The organism is Amycolatopsis halotolerans (assembly GCF_042647905.1).
Lineage (GTDB): Bacteria > Actinomycetota > Actinomycetes > Mycobacteriales > Pseudonocardiaceae > Amycolatopsis > Amycolatopsis halotolerans.
On record NZ_JBHRWI010000070.1, the window covers coordinates 49,741 to 66,373 of the forward strand.

At 69.2% G+C, this 16,633-nt stretch carries 16 protein-coding genes; 10 read left to right on the forward strand and 6 right to left on the reverse strand.

The window, feature by feature from the left end; translation table 11 throughout:
* The first annotated feature begins 10 nt into the window (after positions 1–10).
* The 5 genes from gcvT to ACFORO_RS41800 are packed head-to-tail and all read left to right on the forward strand — an operon-like array spanning position 11 to position 5,160.
* Positions 11–1,099 carry a glycine cleavage system aminomethyltransferase GcvT gene (gcvT, locus tag ACFORO_RS41780; RefSeq protein WP_377870378.1) on the forward strand — a complete coding sequence of 363 codons (1,089 nt, stop codon included), beginning with the start codon at positions 11–13 and terminating at the stop codon, positions 1,097–1,099.
* A 15-nt stretch (positions 1,100–1,114) separates the two neighbouring features.
* Positions 1,115–1,492 carry a glycine cleavage system protein GcvH gene (gene gcvH / locus ACFORO_RS41785; protein WP_067589411.1) on the forward strand — a complete coding sequence of 126 codons (378 nt, stop codon included), beginning with the start codon at positions 1,115–1,117 and terminating at the stop codon, positions 1,490–1,492.
* Positions 1,492–2,769, forward strand: a complete 1,278-nt coding sequence (glyA, locus tag ACFORO_RS41790; RefSeq protein WP_354737404.1) for a serine hydroxymethyltransferase — start codon at positions 1,492–1,494, stop codon at positions 2,767–2,769. The genes gcvH and glyA overlap by 1 nt, the downstream gene beginning before the upstream one ends.
* Positions 2,766–3,770, forward strand: a complete 1,005-nt coding sequence (lipA, locus tag ACFORO_RS41795) for a lipoyl synthase (RefSeq protein ID WP_377870377.1) — start codon at positions 2,766–2,768, stop codon at positions 3,768–3,770. Before glyA ends, lipA begins: the two co-directional genes overlap by 4 nt.
* A gap of 16 nt (positions 3,771–3,786) precedes the next feature.
* Entirely contained in the window at positions 3,787–5,160 is a 1,374-nt protein-coding gene (locus tag ACFORO_RS41800) for an L-serine ammonia-lyase (RefSeq protein WP_377870376.1), read from the forward strand.
* A gap of 31 nt (positions 5,161–5,191) precedes the next feature.
* Here ACFORO_RS41800 and ACFORO_RS41805 read toward each other — a convergent pair whose 3' ends face one another.
* Both ACFORO_RS41805 and ACFORO_RS41810 read right to left on the reverse strand, forming a co-directional pair.
* A complete protein-coding gene (locus tag ACFORO_RS41805; protein WP_377870375.1) occupies positions 5,192–5,392 on the reverse strand; it encodes a hypothetical protein in 201 nt (66 codons plus the stop codon).
* Positions 5,392–5,976, reverse strand: a complete 585-nt coding sequence (locus ACFORO_RS41810) for a winged helix-turn-helix domain-containing protein (protein ID WP_377870374.1) — start codon at positions 5,974–5,976, stop codon at positions 5,392–5,394. The genes ACFORO_RS41805 and ACFORO_RS41810 overlap by 1 nt, the downstream gene beginning before the upstream one ends.
* A gap of 71 nt (positions 5,977–6,047) precedes the next feature.
* Between ACFORO_RS41810 and ACFORO_RS41815 the strand changes: the two genes are divergently transcribed.
* Both ACFORO_RS41815 and ACFORO_RS41820 read left to right on the forward strand, forming a co-directional pair.
* Positions 6,048–6,770, forward strand: coding sequence for a FadR/GntR family transcriptional regulator (locus ACFORO_RS41815; RefSeq protein WP_354737396.1), 723 nt, complete (start codon positions 6,048–6,050; stop codon positions 6,768–6,770).
* A gap of 52 nt (positions 6,771–6,822) precedes the next feature.
* Positions 6,823–8,646 carry a transglycosylase domain-containing protein gene (locus ACFORO_RS41820; RefSeq protein WP_377870373.1) on the forward strand — a complete coding sequence of 608 codons (1,824 nt, stop codon included), beginning with the start codon at positions 6,823–6,825 and terminating at the stop codon, positions 8,644–8,646.
* A 1-nt stretch (position 8,647) separates the two neighbouring features.
* Here the strand turns inward: ACFORO_RS41820 and ACFORO_RS41825 are convergent, their stop codons facing one another.
* A complete protein-coding gene (locus ACFORO_RS41825; protein WP_116206493.1) occupies positions 8,648–9,457 on the reverse strand; it encodes an ABC transporter ATP-binding protein in 810 nt (269 codons plus the stop codon).
* A gap of 116 nt (positions 9,458–9,573) precedes the next feature.
* Between ACFORO_RS41825 and ACFORO_RS41830 the strand changes: the two genes are divergently transcribed.
* Positions 9,574–10,902, forward strand: a complete 1,329-nt coding sequence (locus ACFORO_RS41830) for an aminotransferase-like domain-containing protein (RefSeq protein ID WP_377870372.1) — start codon at positions 9,574–9,576, stop codon at positions 10,900–10,902.
* A 373-nt stretch (positions 10,903–11,275) separates the two neighbouring features.
* Entirely contained in the window at positions 11,276–11,512 is a 237-nt protein-coding gene (locus ACFORO_RS41835) for a hypothetical protein (RefSeq protein WP_377870371.1), read from the forward strand.
* Here ACFORO_RS41835 and ACFORO_RS41840 read toward each other — a convergent pair.
* Positions 11,509–13,470: an SDR family oxidoreductase gene (locus ACFORO_RS41840; RefSeq protein WP_377870370.1), complete on the reverse strand. Its 1,962-nt coding sequence runs from the start codon at positions 13,468–13,470 to the stop codon at positions 11,509–11,511. The genes ACFORO_RS41835 and ACFORO_RS41840 overlap by 4 nt on opposite strands.
* Positions 13,471–13,534: 64 nt before the next feature.
* A complete protein-coding gene (locus ACFORO_RS41845) occupies positions 13,535–13,771 on the reverse strand; it encodes a hypothetical protein (RefSeq protein ID WP_037810157.1) in 237 nt (78 codons plus the stop codon).
* Positions 13,772–13,954: 183 nt separating this feature from the next.
* Here ACFORO_RS41845 and ACFORO_RS41850 point away from each other — a divergent pair, with 183 nt between their 5' ends.
* A complete protein-coding gene (locus tag ACFORO_RS41850; protein WP_377870369.1) occupies positions 13,955–15,199 on the forward strand; it encodes an NAD(P)/FAD-dependent oxidoreductase in 1,245 nt (414 codons plus the stop codon).
* Here the strand turns inward: ACFORO_RS41850 and ACFORO_RS41855 are convergent.
* On the reverse strand, positions 15,153–16,349 hold the full coding sequence (locus ACFORO_RS41855) for a Bcr/CflA family multidrug efflux MFS transporter (protein WP_377870421.1): 1,197 nt from the start codon (positions 16,347–16,349) through the stop codon (positions 15,153–15,155). The genes ACFORO_RS41850 and ACFORO_RS41855 overlap by 47 nt on opposite strands.
* Between the last annotated feature and the right edge of the window lie 284 nt (positions 16,350–16,633).

The following is a 16,633-nucleotide window of genomic DNA, read 5'->3' on the forward strand; positions in this document are numbered from 1 at the left end:
AAGGCTTCCTGTGACGGAAACCCCCCTGCACCAGGTCCACCAGGACCTCGGCGCGCTCTTCACCGATTTCGCCGGCTGGTCGATGCCGGTGCGCTACGCCAGCGAGCTGGCCGAGCACAAGGCCGTGCGCGAGGCGGCCGGGCTGTTCGACCTGTCGCACATGGCCGAGATCCACGTCCGCGGCGCGCAGGCCGCCGACGTGCTCGACTACGCGCTGGTCGGCAACCTGACCGGCGTGAAGCCGGGCCGCGCCCGCTACACGATGATCTGCGACGCCGACGGCGGCGTGCTGGACGACCTGGTCGTCTACCGGCTCGCCGACGAGGAATACCTGGTCGTCGCCAACGCGGGCAACGCCGCCGTGGTCGCGGACGCGCTGGCCGAGCGCGTCGCCGGGTTCGACGCGGTGGTGGAGAACCGGTCCGCGGACACCGCGCTGATCGCGGTCCAGGGCCCGAAGGCGGTCGACGTGCTCGCCGCGGTGACCGACGCGGACCTCGCTTCGCTGAAGTACTACGCGAGCGTGCCCGCGGTCGTGAAGGGCCACGAGGTCCTGCTGGCCCGCACCGGCTACACCGGCGAGGACGGCTTCGAGCTGTTCGTGCCCGCGGCCGAGGCTCCGGCGTTGTGGGCGCTGCTGACCGAGGCGGGCCAGGAGCACGGTCTGGTCCCGTGTGGACTCGCGTGCCGCGACACGTTGCGCCTGGAAGCCGGAATGCCGTTGTACGGCAACGAACTCAGCCGCGAGCTGAACCCGTTCGCGGCTGGTCTCGGCCGGGTCGTGAAGTTCGAGAAGCCGGGCGACTTCGTGGGCCGCGCGGCCCTGGAGGAGCTGAAGAAGGCCGACGTCCCGCGCGTGCGGGTCGGCCTGCGCGGCACCGGCCGCCGCGCCCCGCGGCACGGGTACGCCGTGCTGTCCGGGGATGCCACTATCGGGGAGATCACCAGCGGCGCGCTGTCGCCGACGCTGGGCTACCCGATCGCCATGGCGTATGTAGACCGGGAGCACGCCGAGCCCGGCACCGCGCTGTCCGTCGACATCCGGGGCCGCGTCGAGCCGGTCGAGGTCGTCGCCCTGCCCTTCTACTCCCGAGCCTGAAAGGCCCTCCGAACAATGAGCATCCCCCAGAACCTGTCCTACACGAAGGAACACGAGTGGCTGTCGGTCTCCGACGGCGTCGCGACGGTGGGCATCACCGCGTTCGCGGCCGGCTCGCTCGGCGACATCGTGTTCGTGCAGTTGCCCGGCGTCGGCGACACCGTCACCGCGGGCGAGGTGTTCGGCGAGGTCGAGTCGACGAAATCGGTCAGCGAGCTGTACTCGCCGGTCAGCGGCGAGGTGGTGGCGGTGAACGAGGCCACATCGGACACCCCCGAGGTCATCAACTCCGACCCCTACACCGAAGGATGGCTGCTGCAGGTGCGGCTCTCGGGCGACGTCCCGGAGCTGCTCGACGCGTCCGCGTACGCCGAGCTGACCCAGGAGAACTGATGACCGCCCCGTTCGACGCCCGCCTGTCCGAGGTCGACCCCGAGGTCGCCGCCGCGGTGGCCGCGGAGCTGGACCGCCAGCAGTCGACGCTCGAGATGATCGCCTCGGAGAACTTCGCGCCGGTCGGCGTGCTCGAGGCGCAGGGCTCGGTGCTGACCAACAAGTACGCCGAGGGCTACCCGGGCCGCCGCTACTACGGCGGCTGCGAGCACGTCGACGTCGTCGAGCAGCTCGCGATCGACCGGGCCAAGGCGCTGTTCGGCGCGGAGCACGCGAACGTGCAGCCGCACTCGGGCGCGCAGGCCAACGCGGCGGCGATGTTCGCGGTGCTGAAGCCGGGCGACACCATCCTCGGCCTCGACCTCGCGCACGGCGGCCACCTGACGCACGGGATGAAGATCAACTTCTCCGGCAAGCTGTACAACGTGGTCGCCTACCACGTCGACAAGGAGACCGGGATCGTCGACGTCGCCGAGATCGAGCGGCTAGCGGTCGAGCACAAGCCGAAGCTGATCGTCGCCGGCTGGTCGGCCTACCCCCGCCAGCTCGACTTCGCCGAGTTCCGCCGGATCGCCGACCTGGTCGACGCGAAGCTGATGGTCGACATGGCGCACTTCGCCGGTCTCGTGGCCGCCGGGCTGCACCCGTCGCCGGTGCCGCACGCGGACATCGTCACGACCACCACGCACAAGACCCTCGGCGGTCCGCGCGGCGGCCTGATCCTGTCCCGCCAGGAGCTGGCGAAGAAGATCAACTCGGCGGTGTTCCCCGGCCAGCAGGGCGGGCCGCTGGAGCACGTGATCGCGGCCAAGGCCGTAGCGCTGAAGATCGCCGCGACCGACGAGTTCCGCGAGCGCCAGGAGCGCACGCTGGAAGGCGCGAAGATCCTCGCCGACCGGCTGTCGCGCACCGACTGCGCCGAGGCGGGCGTCCGCGTCCTCACCGGCGGCACCGACGTGCACCTGGTGCTTGTCGACCTGGTGAACTCGCAGCTCAACGGCCAGGAGGCGGAGGACCGGCTGCACTCGGTCGGGATCACGGTCAACCGCAACGCGGTGCCGTTCGACCCGCGTCCGCCGATGGTGACCTCAGGTCTGCGGATCGGCACCCCGGCGCTGGCCACCCGCGGTTTCAGCGCGGAGGACTTCACCGAGGTCGCCGACATCATCGCCGAGACGCTGAAGCCGGACTTCGACGAAGCCGCTCAGCAGGCGCTGCGCACCCGCGTCGAGCTGCTGGCCAAGAAGCACCCGCTGTACGCGGACCTGAGCCGATGAGCGCGCAGCCCGAGGGGCGGAAGCTGTTGCGGCTTGAGGTGCGCAACAGCGAGACGCCGATCGAGAAGAAGCCGTCGTGGATCAAGACGCGCGTGCGGATGGGCCCGGAGTTCACTGAGCTGAAGGGCTTGGTGAAGCGCGAGGGTCTGCACACCGTCTGTGAAGAGGCGGGTTGTCCCAACATTTACGAATGCTGGGAAGACCGCGAGGCCACCTTCCTGATCGGCGGTGACCAGTGCACGCGGCGCTGCGATTTCTGCCAGATCGACACGGGCAAGCCTGCTGCTTTGGACCGCACTGAGCCGCGGAAGGTCGCGGAATCGGTGCAGGCCATGGGTTTGCGGTACTCGACGATCACCGGCGTCGCCCGTGACGACCTGGCCGACGGTGGTGCGTGGCTGTACGCGGAAACCGTCCGGCAGATCCACGCGTTGAACCCGGGTACCGGTGTCGAGCTGTTGATCCCGGACTTCAACGCGGAGCCGGATCAGCTGGCCGAGGTGTTCGGATCGCGTCCGGAAGTGTTGGCGCACAACGTGGAGACGGTGCCGCGGATCTTCAAGCGGATTCGCCCCGGCTTCCGCTACGCGCGGTCGCTGGATGTGATCACGCAGGCTCGTGCGGCGGGTTTGGTGACGAAGTCGAACCTGATCCTCGGGATGGGCGAAACCCCGGACGAGGTCAGCGTCGCGCTGCGGGAGCTCTTCGACGCGGGCTGCGAGATCATCACGATCACCCAGTACCTGCGGCCTTCCGCGCGACACCACCCGGTCGACCGCTGGGTCAAGCCGGAGGAGTTCGTGGAGCACGCGAAAACCGCTGAAGCTATCGGGTTCCCTGGGGTGATGGCGGGGCCGCTGGTGCGGTCGTCGTATCGCGCGGGCCGGTTGTACGCGCAGACCAAGGCCCATCGGGGCGAGGAACTGCCGGAGAACCTCGCCCACCTGACCGCCGAAGGACCGGCGGCGCAAGAAGCCAGCAGCGTGCTGGCGAGGAACTAAGAGAAGGGGCGGATCAATGGCGATCAGCGTCTTCGACCTGTTTTCGATCGGCATCGGGCCGTCGAGTTCGCACACGGTCGGCCCGATGCGGGCGGCCAAGACCTTTGTGGACGGTCTGGTCGAGGACGGCGTGCTGGAGACGGTCGCGCGGGTGCAGGCCGAGTTGTTCGGCTCCCTCGGCGCGACCGGTTTCGGGCACGGCAGCGACAAAGCAGTGCTGCTAGGGCTTTCCGGGGAGCTGCCGGAGGCGATCGACACCGACACGGTGCCCGCGAAGGTGGCGGCGATCCGGGAATCCGGGCGGCTGGCTGTCGGCGGGACGCATTCGGTGGTGTTCACCGAGGACACCGACCTGACGATGCACCGGCGGAAGTCCCTGCCCGCGCATCCGAACGGGATGGTGTTCCGGGCGTTCGCCGCGGACGGTTCTTTGCTGCGGGAGCGGACGTATTACTCCGTCGGCGGCGGTTTCGTGCGGGACGAGTCGTACGAGACCGACACGGTTTTCGTCGAGGATTCCACGCCGGTGCCTTATCCGTTCCGTACTGGGGCGGACCTGCTGAAGCATTGTGCGGACACCGGGCTGCCGATCAGCGAGATCATGCTGCGGAACGAGCTTTCCTGGCGCAGTCGCGAGGAGGTTCGGGCTGGGCTGCTGGAGATCTGGCAGGTGATGGTCGAGTGCGTGCGGAACGGGTACACGCACGAGGGCGTGCTGCCTGGTGGGTTGAAGGTGCCTCGGCGAGCGAAGTCGTTGCACGACAAGCTGCTCGCCGAAGACGGTGCTGACGATCCGTTGTACGCCATGGACTGGGTGAGCCTGTACGCGCTTGCGGTCAACGAAGAAAACGCAGCGGGCGGTCGGGTGGTCACTGCCCCGACGAATGGCGCGGCCGGGATCATTCCGGCGGTTTTGCACTACTACCAGCGGTTTGTGCGCGGCGCGTCGGACGACGGCATCGTCACGTTCCTGCTCACCGCGGGCGCGATCGGCTCGATCCTCAAGCAGACCGGCTCGATCTCGGGCGCCGAGGTCGGCTGCCAGGGCGAGGTCGGTTCGGCCTCGGCGATGGCGGCCGCCGGGTTGACCGAGGTGCAGGGCGGATCGCCCGCGCAGGTGGAGAACGCGGCTGAGATCGGGGTCGAGCACCACCTCGGGCTCACGTGCGATCCGGTGGGCGGGCTGGTGCAGATTCCGTGCATCGAGCGGAATGCCGTGGGTGCGTCGAAGGCGATCCATGCCGCGCGGATGGCGTTGCGCGGCGACGGCAGCCACGTGGTGACGCTGGACAAGGCGATCAAGACCATGCGCGAGACCGGCGCGGACATGTCGGTGAAGTACAAGGAGACCGCGCGCGGCGGACTCGCCGTGAACGTCATCGAGTGCTGATTTTCGGTCCGTGAAGGACTCCTTGAGGGAATCACATTCCTTCAAGGAGCCCTTCACGGCGTTTCGGGGCGGCGAGGCGCAAGCCCAGGCTCATGAGCCACCAGCCGAGTCGTTGCCGGGCCGAATCCTTCGGCGCGGGCGTCGGCTTCCGCGCGCCGAGACGGCGCTGGTCCGCCTCGGCACGCAGTGCGTCCTGGTGCTGGGCGACGAGGGCCCACAGGTCTGGGTTCATCAGTCTTGTTCCTCGGCTTCCGGTCGGGGCGAGTAGGGAAACACGGACCACTGGGCGAACACCGTGGTGTCGCCGGGGCGGGTTTCCCGGCGGTAGCTCTCGATCAGTTCTTGGATCTGCTTGCTCAACTGCCCGGCTTCCTCCGCGGTGAGCTGGAGTCCGGTGTCGCTCAGCGTCGAGTTGCGCTGCCAGGTCTTGCCCCACCGGGGCAAATCGGCGACGAACCGGAGCGTTTCGCGATAGCGCTGGTTGACGACGTGGTGCAGGAACGCGGTCACCGGGCCCGCCAGGTCAGGGTCTTCCAGGAACTCGCTGGTCTTGAGCGAGGTGCCCTGCTGTGCCGCCTTCCACCACCGTTCGCGCTTCGAGCCGCGTTCGGCGTCCTCGACCACCAGCCCGGCGTCCGCGAGCTGCCGCAGGTGCCACGACGTGGTGCCGGAGCTTTCGCCGACCCGTTTGCCGAGCCCGGTCGCGGTGGCCGGGCCGTCGATCGTCAGCAGATCCAGCAGCTCCATCCGCAGCGGATGCGCCAGTGCGCGCAGGGCGCGGGCGTCGATCTGCCGGTCGTGGTGTTTCGAGGGCATGTCCCCACCTTAGACCGCAGAGAAAGCTTTGCAAAGAGTTCTCTGCGATCGGGCAGCATAGAATCGGGCAGGTGGAGTCGACCTCGGTGGTGAGCGCGAACGCGGCACTGTTCCGGCCGGTGCGTGTCGGGAACGCCTTCGAGGAGACAGTCGAGCGGCTGTTGCAGGCGATCCGGCTCGGGGTCGTCGGCGCGGGGGACCGGTTGCCCTCCGAGCGCGAGCTGGCTGAGCGGCTCGGCGTAAGCCGGGTGACGTTGCGAGAAGCGATTCGCGCGCTGTCCGACGCGGGGTACGTCGAGTCGAGGCGCGGGCGGTACGGCGGCACGTTCGTGAACGAGAAGCTGCCCGAGCCCGCGGAGCGCGCGGTCGGCGAGGTGGACGCGGCGGGGCTGGAAGACGCGCTCTGTCTGCGGCACGTGCTGGAAACCGGCGCGGCGGAGGCGGCTGCGGCACGGACGCTGAGCCCGGCTGATCGGCAGCATCTCACCGGCACGCTCGCGGAAGCGTCGGCGGCCAGTCTCGCCGATTACCGGCGCAAGGATTCGCGGCTGCATCTGGCGATCGCCGAGGTCACCGCGTCCGCGTCGCTGACCAGCACGGTCGCGGACGCGCGGACGCGGGTCAACGAGCTGCTCGACCGGATTCCGCTCCTCGAACCGAATCTGGAGCATTCGAACGCGCAGCACGAGGCGATCGTCGACGCGATCCTGGCCGGCGATCCGGTGGCCGCGCGGCAGGCGATGGCCGAGCACATCGAGGGCACCTCGTCGTTGCTGCGCGCGTTCCTCTCGTGATCAATTCACGGACCCGGCAGAACCTTGTCACTGGTTCAGTCGTCCTTCATTCGTGGAGCCAGCCCCGGAGAGTGACCAATCCGCTGTTGTCCGTCGCCAGTGGCGCCGCATCCGCAAGGGTGCCTACTACCTGACCGGGTTCGCGGTCGGCGTGCCGCTGATCGCGTTCTGGATCGCCTACCTGCTGCTGGACGTCCGCAGCCCGCAGGACGTCCTCGCCTCGCTCGGCAAAACCGTCACGCTGAGGTACTCCGACGGCAGCGAACTGCTGCGCGTCGTGCCCCCGGGCGGCGACCGGCGGTTCGTGCCGTTCGACCAGATCCCGCAGAAGCTGCGCGACGCCATCGTCGCCACTGAAGACCCGACTTTCTGGGCCAACTCCGGCTTCGACCCGACCGGGATCGGCCGCGCGTTCCTGACCGGCGTCGGCGGCGGGTCCGGGATCACCCAGCAGTACATCAAGAAATCGACCGGCGACGAGGATTCGACGCTGTCGCGGAAGATGCAGGAACTCGTGCTCGCCACGAAGATCACCCAGCAGCAGAGCAAGGAACAGATCTTCGAGAGCTATGCCAACATCATTTCCTTCGGCCGCGGCACTTTCGGCCCGGCGGCGGCGATGAACGCGTTCTTCGGCCGTCCGCTCGACAACAGCATCACCTGGAGCGAGGCCGCGTTCCTGGCCGGGATGATCCAGTCGCCGTCGGTGCACGATCCGGCGGTGTCCGGCGACGAGCACGCGGCGAAACGCTGGCGATACGTACGCGACAAACTGGTCGAGCGCGGGTATTTGAAGAACGCGGATGGCATGGCCTATCCGGGCGCGGAGATCAAGCCGCCCGCGGAAACGCGAGTGAGCCTGAATTACGACCAGTACCACCTCAAACAGCGAGTGCTCGCCGAACTGGAGACTGCTGGGTTCTCGATTTCCCGGTTGCAGCAAGGGAATCTGACTGTCCAAACCACACTCGACCCAGGGCTGCAGAACGCCGCGCACACCGCGCTGAGCGACCGGCTGAAGGGCGAACCGGCGGAGTTCCGCGGCGCTTTGGTGGCGGTTGATCCGACGAATGGCGCGGTGCGCGCGTACGACGGCGGCAACAACGGCGTCCGGGATTATGCGGCAACTGGGCACGCGCTCGGCTCCGCGTTCTACCCGTTCACCGCGGCGGCCGGGTTGAAGAACGGGATGTCGCTGGAGGAGAAAGTGGCTGCTCCCAGGGAGATTCAGTACCTGGGCGAGAAATTCGAGTATCCGCCGAAGTGCCCGCAGCCCTGCACGTTGCGCAGCGCCTTGACCTCAGGTGCGGACACGCCGTTCATCACGGTGTCCAAGAAGATCGGCGTCGACGAGGTGAGCGCGGCGGCGCGTTCGGCGGGGATCCCGGACGAGGTGGACGGCACACCGACCATGCGCGAGCAGGACGGCGTCACGATCGGCTCGGGCATCGTCGTCGGCCGGTATCCGATGCGGCCGCTCGACGTGGCCGGGGCGTACGCGACCTACGCCGCCAACGGGATGCGCTCGGCGGTGCACCTCGTGGACAAGGTGCTCGACCGGTCGGGGAAAGTCGTGTGGCAGCACGAAAACGAGCCGGTGTCCGCGGTCCCGGCGGAGGTGGCGCAGGACGTGACCTCGGCGTTGCGGACGACGCTGCCGGACGGTCGCGCGGCGGCCCTGCGCACTGGCGAGTTCGAACGCGGCAATTCGCGCGACAACCAGGACGCCTGGGCGGTCGGCTACACGCCGCAGCTGGCGACGGCGGTGTGGCTCGGCTCCGACGACGACCGCAAGCTGCTCGACGCGGAGGGCAAGAAGGTGACGGGTTCGGCAGTGCCCGCCGACGTCTGGCGATCCTTCATGGCCCGCCGGTGAATCAGGCGGCCCGGCGGCTGACCTTCGGAATCACCATCGGACTCCCGCTCTCCGGGCATTCCATCACCCGGCACGGCAGTTCGAAGATCCGCTCGACGTTCTCCGCCGTCACGACCTCCTCCGGCGTCCCGGTGGCCAGCACCTTCCCGTCGCGCATCGCGATCAGGTGGGTCGCGTACCGGGCCGCGTGGTTGAGGTCGTGCAGCACCGCGACCAGCGTGCGGCCCTGCTCGCTGTGCAGCGTCGCGCAGAGGTCGAGGATGTCGAGCTGGTGCGCGATGTCCAGGTACGTCGTCGGCTCGTCGAGCAGCAGCAGGTCGGTCTGCTGAGCGAGCGCCATCGCCATCCAGACGCGCTGGCGCTGCCCGCCGGACAGCTCGTCGACCATCCGCTCGGCGAGGTCGTCGACGCCGGTCGCGCGCATCGAATCGGCGACCACCGTCGCGTCGTCACGGGACCATTGGCGCAGCAGTTTCTGGTGCGGGTACCGGCCGCGCGCGACGAGGTCGGCCACGGTGATCCCGTCCGGCGCGATGGAGCTTTGCGGCAGCAGGCCGAGCCGGCGTGCGACCTCCTTCGCGCCGTAGCTGGTGATCACCTCGCCGTCGAGGTAGACCGAGCCCGCGCGCGGCTTCAGCATGCGGGCGAGCGCGCGCAGCAGGGTCGTCTTGCCGCAGGCGTTGGGACCGACGATGACCGTGAACGACTTGTCCGGGATGACCACGCCGAGCCGTTCGGCGACCGTGCGGCCGTCGTAGGCCAGGGTCAGGTCCTCGGCGTGCAGGCGGGTGTCTTCGCTCGTCAGTGCCACACAGGTAAGGCTAACCTAGTGACCCCCGTTCGGGGAGTTCCGTGGGTCGCATTAGCGATGAGTGACCGGCCGGTGCCATGATGCGTCCGGGAGAATCCCGGCAGAGCGAGGGTGGGATGGACGACTACCGCGTCGTCGCGGACGAACTCGCCGCCGACATCGAAGCCGGCCGGCTGCGCCCCGGTGACCGGCTGCCGCCGCAGCGCCGGTTCGCGCGCGACCGCGGCATCGCCGGCTCCACCGCGGCCCGCGTGTGCGGCGAACTCGTCCGGCGCGGCCTGGCGGTCGGCGAGGTCGGGCGGGGCACTTTCGTGCGCGCCGCGAAGCCCGGACCGGAACCGGCGCTGTCCGAGCCCGGCGACGCGCGCGTCGACCTCGAGCTCAATTTCGCTGTGCTGCCAAGCCAATCGGCAAAGCTCGCGCAAGCACTCGAACCCGTGCTGCGCGCGGACGTCTTCACCGACGCCCTGCATCCGCTCGGCGCGGCCGGCACCAAAGCGGTCCGCGAGGCAGCGGTCGCGATGCTCGCCCGCGGCACTTGGCAGCCGGATCCGGACCAGGTGCTGGTGGCGGGCAACGGACGGCAGGGGATCGCGGCCGCGCTCGCCGCGTTCGTGCCGACCGGCGAGCGGCTCGCGGTCGAATCCCTGACGTACCCGGTGGTCAAAGCCGCCGCGACCCGGCTCGGCATCGAACTGGCGCCGATCGAAACCGACGCGCACGGCCTGGTCCCGGCCGCGCTCGCGGCAAGCGCTCCGGTGCGGGCGCTGTACGTCCAGCCGACCCTGCACAACCCGCTCGGCACCACGATGCCGCCGCAACGCCGCGCCGAACTGGCCGCGACCGTCCGAGGTCTGGACCTGCCGGTGATCGAGGACGGCATCTACACCTTCCTCCGCCCGGACACCGAACCGCTCGCCGCGCTGATGCCGGAGCGGACGGTTTTCGTGGACAGCCTGTCGAAACGCGTCGCGCCCGGCCTCACCGCCGGATTCCTCGTGGTCCCGCCGCGGTGGGTCGCGCGGCTGTCGAGCGCGATCCGGTCCGGCGGCTGGGCGGCGTCGCGCTTCTCCGTGGAAGCGGCGCGGCGATGGATCACCGGCGGCGTGCTGGCAGAGGTCGAAGCAGCGAAGCGCGCGGACGCCGGGGCGCGGGCGAGGATCGTCGCCGACCGCCTGGCGGGCTTCCAGGTGTACGGCGACGCCTCGGCTTACCACCGATGGTGGGTGCTGCCGGACCAGTGGCGCGCCGAGACTTTCGTGGCCGCCGCCGCGCGCCGGGGAATCGCGTTGTCCCCGGCGGCGGCGTTCTCGGTGGTGCCGGGACACGCACCGAACGCGGTGCGGATCGCGGTGTCCGCGCCTGCGGAGGAGACGTTGGGGAGTGCGTTGGAGGTGCTGGCGTCGCTGGCCAGCGGGGTGCCGGAGGACGCGTTGGTGGAGTAGGGCGCGCGGCTGGCATTTCGGTACCGGAAACAGCCCCATGCCGGCGTCGGTTACCGGTACGATCGGCGCGGAACGCAGTCCTGCCGATCCAGAGAGAACTGCTACGTGACTGATGTTCGGCTACTCGGTCGCGATAGTGTCGGCTCCCAGACGGAGTCAGCCTGACGGCAGCGGCTCGTCCCAAGGTCCGCCCGCGTGATCGGCGGCTACGCAGGCGTGCGGCCAGGTACGACGATTAGCTAAGATCAACTGAGGATCCTGTCGGTGACGGGAACCCTAGCCGAGGAGACCTTAGCTCGTTCCAGTGTGATCACTGGTCGAGCTGAGGCACGTCCGAATCGCCTTCTCGACCACGAGGCGAAGGGCGATCGGAGTGTCAATCGGACCAAGCGAAGTCGCGGCCATTGCCGGCGCGGTCGGTTTGGCGCTGTCGCGTGTCGCGCGGCACTACTTCCGGTGGAAGACCGCGAAGGCGTTTGTCGAAAAGGCGAAGCCCGAAGACATAGCCAAGATCGCGGAAGCGATGCACCCCGAGATCCCGATCCGCGCGAGCCGACGTCGGCGAACTCCGCCGGCCGCCTCCCGCGGCACTGAGGAATCGAGCGGCTAAGCCTTCCGCCGCCACACCAGCCGCGCCAGTGTCCCCGCCACTGCTGCCGGAGCGGGCTGCCGGGGCCGCTTTTTGGCTTCTGGCGCGGATTCCGGCATCACCCGGTACACGAGATGCGCCGCGAACCGGGCGAGGTCCGGCGTGGCCAGCGAGGCCAGTTCCGCGGCCCGGCCCTCCGGGAGGCTCAGGATCTGCGGCCGCCGCTCGATCGCCTTCACCACCAGCGCCGCCGCGCGTTCCGGCGAACTCGCGGGCAGCCCGCGGTACGACCCGGTCGGCGCGATCATGTCCGTGCGCACCAACGGCATCCGGATCGACGAGAACGTGACGCCGTCGGACAGCGTCTCGCGCCCGGCGGTCAGGCTGAACTCCTCGAGTGCCGCTTTTGAGGCCAGGTAAGCGGAAAACCGCGGCGTGTCGGTCTGCAGGCCCTGCGTCGTGACGTTCACGACGTGGCCGAACCGGCGTTCGGTCATCGACGGCAGCAGTCCGAGGATCAGCCGAACTGGGCCGAAGTAGTTGATGGCCATGGTGCGTTCGTAGTCGTGGAACCGTTCCGTCGACAGCTGCACCGAGCGTCGGATGGACCGTCCGGCGTTGTTCACCAGAACGTCGACCGCACCGTGGTCGGCGAGGACGGCTTTCACGAGACCGTCGACTGCGTCGCCGTCAGTGAGGTCGCACGGGTACGTCGCTGCTTCGCCGCCTGCTGCGGTGATCTCGCTACGCACGTCTTCGAGTTCTTCGACGCGCCGCGCGACGAGAAGCACCTTCGCGCCGCGACGCGCGACAGCGAGCGCCGAAGCACGACCGATGCCGGACGAAGCACCGGTAATGAGGACAACGCGTCCTTCGAGCCCTGGACGGCGAGCGTGGTCCGGGTCGAGATGCGCGCGCCAGTAGCGGTATAGCGGTTCGGCGTAGTCGCGAAGCTCGGCAAGGTGGACGCCGCTGCCGTACAGCTCCGAAGTAGTGCGCGCGGTGTCGAACTCCACCTCCATGTTCAGATGGGGGAGTACTTCGAGCGGGATTCCCAACTCGGTCAACACTGCTGCGCGCGTGGCACGCCCAGTCGGCAGGCGATCCACAGCGGTCGCGAGGCGGGACGCTGTGCTGCGAAGCAGACCAGACGGCACTGTCGTGCGTACGCGCGGCGCTCCGGCGACGCGGGCGAAGGCGTTGTAAACCTCGTGCAGCTTCTGCGGTCGCGGCGAAGCGAGGTGATACGTACTGCCCGAAGGCGCTTCGCGGTGCATGAGGTTTTCCATCGCGGCGACGACGTAGTCGACCGGGACGAGATTGGTAGCCCCGAAGTCGGGCGCGACGAGCGGCAGTTGCTTCGGCAGCGCGGCGAGGCGCGAGATGGCGGGCAGGAAGTAGTAGGGACCGTCGATCTTGTCCATCTCGCCGGTGCGCGAATCGCCGACGACCGCCGAGGGCCGGTAGACGCGGAACGGCACGCCGGACTGTTCGCGGACCAGCTTCTCGGCCTCGAACTTCGTGGCGTGGTACGGAGAACTGAAGGACTGCCCGAGGTCGAAGTCGGTTTCGGTGAACCGGCCGGAGTGATCGCCCGCGACCGCGATGGACGAAACGTGGTGCAGCAGTCCCGCCCCGGCGGCCGCGGCGAAGGCGAGCAGGTTCCGGGTGCCCTCGACGTTCGCGGCCCGGTTCGCCGCGTCGTCGGCGGTGAAGTCGTAGATCGCGCCGAGGTGGACGACGTGATCGACCCCGTCGTAGCCGGCCGGGTCGAGGCCGAGCAGCGGTTCGGTGAGATCGCCGACGGCGGGGACCAGGCGGTCGGCATGCGGCCAGTCCCGCGCGATCCCGGCGAGGCGGTCGCGCGAGGTGTTGCGGACGAGCACGTGGACGGCGGTCGTGTCCCGCCGCGCGAGCAACCGGGCGACCAGGCGCTTCCCGAGGAAGCCCGTCGCGCCCGTGACGAAGTAGGTGGTCATGGCCGGCACCTTTCGGGGTCTGCGGGTGCCGACTCTACCTACTCATGAGTAGGAACGGTAGTTGTCAGTCGGTTCCGGTGCGTCGCGCCGACGTCGCGGTGGCCACCACGGCGTCGCGCAGGGCCGCGCGCAGCCGCCCGACCTCCAGCGGTCCCAGCACCGCCGCCTCTCCCGGCGGTGCGACCAGCACGACTTTGTCGTCACTGCTCACGAACACCGTCACGTCCCGGCGCCTGCCCGCCAGGTCCCGGCACCCGACCGTCCACTCGTTCCGCACCGCACTGTCGTCCCGCGCTGTCACGACCCTCGCCCTCCGATCACGTAGCACCCGTGTCCTTCGTGCGGGGGTGTGACCGGGCCCTCCGGGGCCTCTTACGCCGGTTCACCCGAATTGCCTACTGGCCGGTTTTCCACGGGGTGTGACCGGCCGGATACCGGAGTAGCGTCGGCGACCGCACGCTGCGGGCACTCCTCAGGAGGACGGATGTCGGAACCTCGGAAGATCGTCGTCGTCGGATCCGGACTGGCCGGTGCCACTGCGGCCGCGACAGTCCGGGAACGCGGTTTCGACGGCGACGTCCTGCTGCTCGGAGCCGACACGCACCGGCCGTACGAGCTGCCGCCGCTGTCGAAGGCCGTGCTGCTCGGCAACGCCGAGGAACCGGACTGGGTGCGCGACGAGGGTTATTGGGACGAGCACGACATCCGGCTGCTCTCCGGCACCACGGCGACCCGAGTCGAACTAGGCGCACGCCTGGTCCTCGACGACGCCGGTGGCGAACACCGCTACGACCGTCTCGTCTTAGCGACCGGCTCGCGCCCGCGGACGTTGAAGGTGCCTGGCGGCGACCTGCCGGGCCTCTACACGCTTCGCACTCTCGACGACGCACTGCGGCTGCGCGCGGCCTTCGAAGCGGCGAAGCGAGTACTGATCGTCGGCGCCGGCTGGATCGGCACTGAAGCCGCCGCTGCCGCGCGTACGCACGGTGCCGAGGTGACTGTGGTCGCTCCGGAGAAGCTGCCACTCGCCAACGTCCTCGGCGACGAGGTGGCCGGAGCGTTCTACCGCCTGCACGAAGAGCACGGCGTCCAGTGGCGTCTCGGCGAAGGAGTCGCAGCGATCACTGGCGACACAGCAGCGACCGGCGTCCGACTGACGAGCGGCGAAGAGCTGTACGCCGACGTTGTCCTCATCGCGGTCGGCGCGGCCCCTCGCGTCGACCTGGCACACGCCGCTGGCCTGGAGCTGGCAGACGACGGTGGCGTCGACGTCGATGCGGGTCTGCGTACAGCGGCACCTGACGTCTACGCGATCGGTGACATCGCTTCGGAGTTCCATCCGCGCTACGGCCGCCGCGTACGCGTCGAGCACTGGGCGACAGCGCGTACGCAGGGCGAGCACGTCGCGGCCAACCTCTTTGGCGCGAATGAGCCGTACTTGAACAGCCCGTACTTCTTCTCCGACCAATACGACCCGGACCGCGGCGGCCCGGCGATCGGCTGCGAGTACCGCGGCCTGCCCGTCTTGGACCGGGACCGCGTCGTGGTGCGCGGCGACCTCGCGGCTTACGACTTCACGGCTTTCTGGGTGACCCCGGACAACGAGGTTTCGGCCGCGATGAACGTCAACCAGTGGGACGACGGGGAGGCGCTGCAGAAGCTGGTCGACGAACGAATCGCGGTCACCGACGACCAGCTGCGGAGCGGGAACCTCGCCGATCTGGGCTGACCGCCAGCGTCGCGAACGACAGCAAGGCGAGCACCCCGAACCCGGCCATCGTGGCGGTCATCGGAACCGCCGTGCCCGACCCGCCGAGCCCGACCAGCGGCGTCGCGATCCCGCCGATCGCGAACTGCAGCACGCCCAGCAGCGCGGACGCCGATCCCGCCGTGCGCGCGTGCCCGGCGAGAGCGAGCGAACTGGCGTTCGGGCTGATGATGCCGATGCAGGAAACCATGAGCAGCAAAGGAATCAGCAACGCTGGCAAGGGGAGTCGCAGGACGGCTGCCGCGAGGGTGATGAGGCCGGAAATCGTCGACACCGTCAGCCCCGCGCGCAGCAGCGTCCGCTCCGGGAGCCGTCCGACGAGCCACCCGTTGAGCTGCCCGGCGAGCACGATGCCGACACCGTTGAGCCCGAAGACGACGCTGTATTCCTGCGGACTCAGGCGGTAAACGTCCTGCAGCGCGAACGACGAACCCGAGATGTACGCGAACAGCGCGGCGAAATTCAGCCCCGCGGTGAGCGCGTAGCCGAGAAACGTGCGATCGGTGAGGAGCCGTCCGTACGTGCGAAGCACCCCGCCCAGCCGCGCCGGATGCCGACGCTCGACCGGCAACGGCTCCGGCAGCGCGAACGCGACCGCGGCGAGCAGCAGCGCACCGAACCCGGTGAGAACGACGAACACGCCGCGCCAGGACGTGAACGTGAGCAACTGCCCGCCGAGCACCGGAGCGAGAATCGGCGCGAGGCCGTTGACGAGCAGGAGCAGCGAGAAGAACTTCGTCATCGCGGTGCCGGTGTAGAGATCACGGACGGCCGCGCGGGCGATCACGATTCCCGCCGCCGCGCCGAGCGCCTGAACACTCCGCGCCGCGATCAGCAGTTCCACGCCCGGACTCGCCGCCGCCGCGACCGACCCGGCGATGTACAGCACGAGCCCGACCAGCAACGGCCGCCGCCGCCCGAAGGAATCCGACAACGGCCCGGCGATGATCTGCCCGACCGCCAGCCCGACGACGAACGCGGTGAGCGTCAGCTGGACGGTGGTGTCGGAGGCCTGGAAGTCGCGCGCCATCCGGGGGAGGGCGGGGAGGTACATGTCGATGGAGAGGGGGCCGAAGGCGGAGAGGCCGCCGAGGATGAGGAGACGTCGGATCTTGCCTTGGCCGGGGTGCTCGGGGAGGGTGGCGGTGTGTTCGACGTGCTCCGTGCTGGACCGGTCCGCGGCGGAGTGATCGGCCGGGGAGTGATCCGGCGTGGTGTGGTCCGCGGTGGAGTGATCCGCCGCGGGACGATCAAGAGCTGCCTGATCGGCCGCCGAATAATCCGCCGCGGAACTCTTCGTCGCGAGCAGCCACCCGCCGTCCGGCAACGGCACTGCCCGCTCAGCGGCACACCGCTCGTCGTCCGCGCTGATCTTCGGGGTGCCAACCGCGCCGG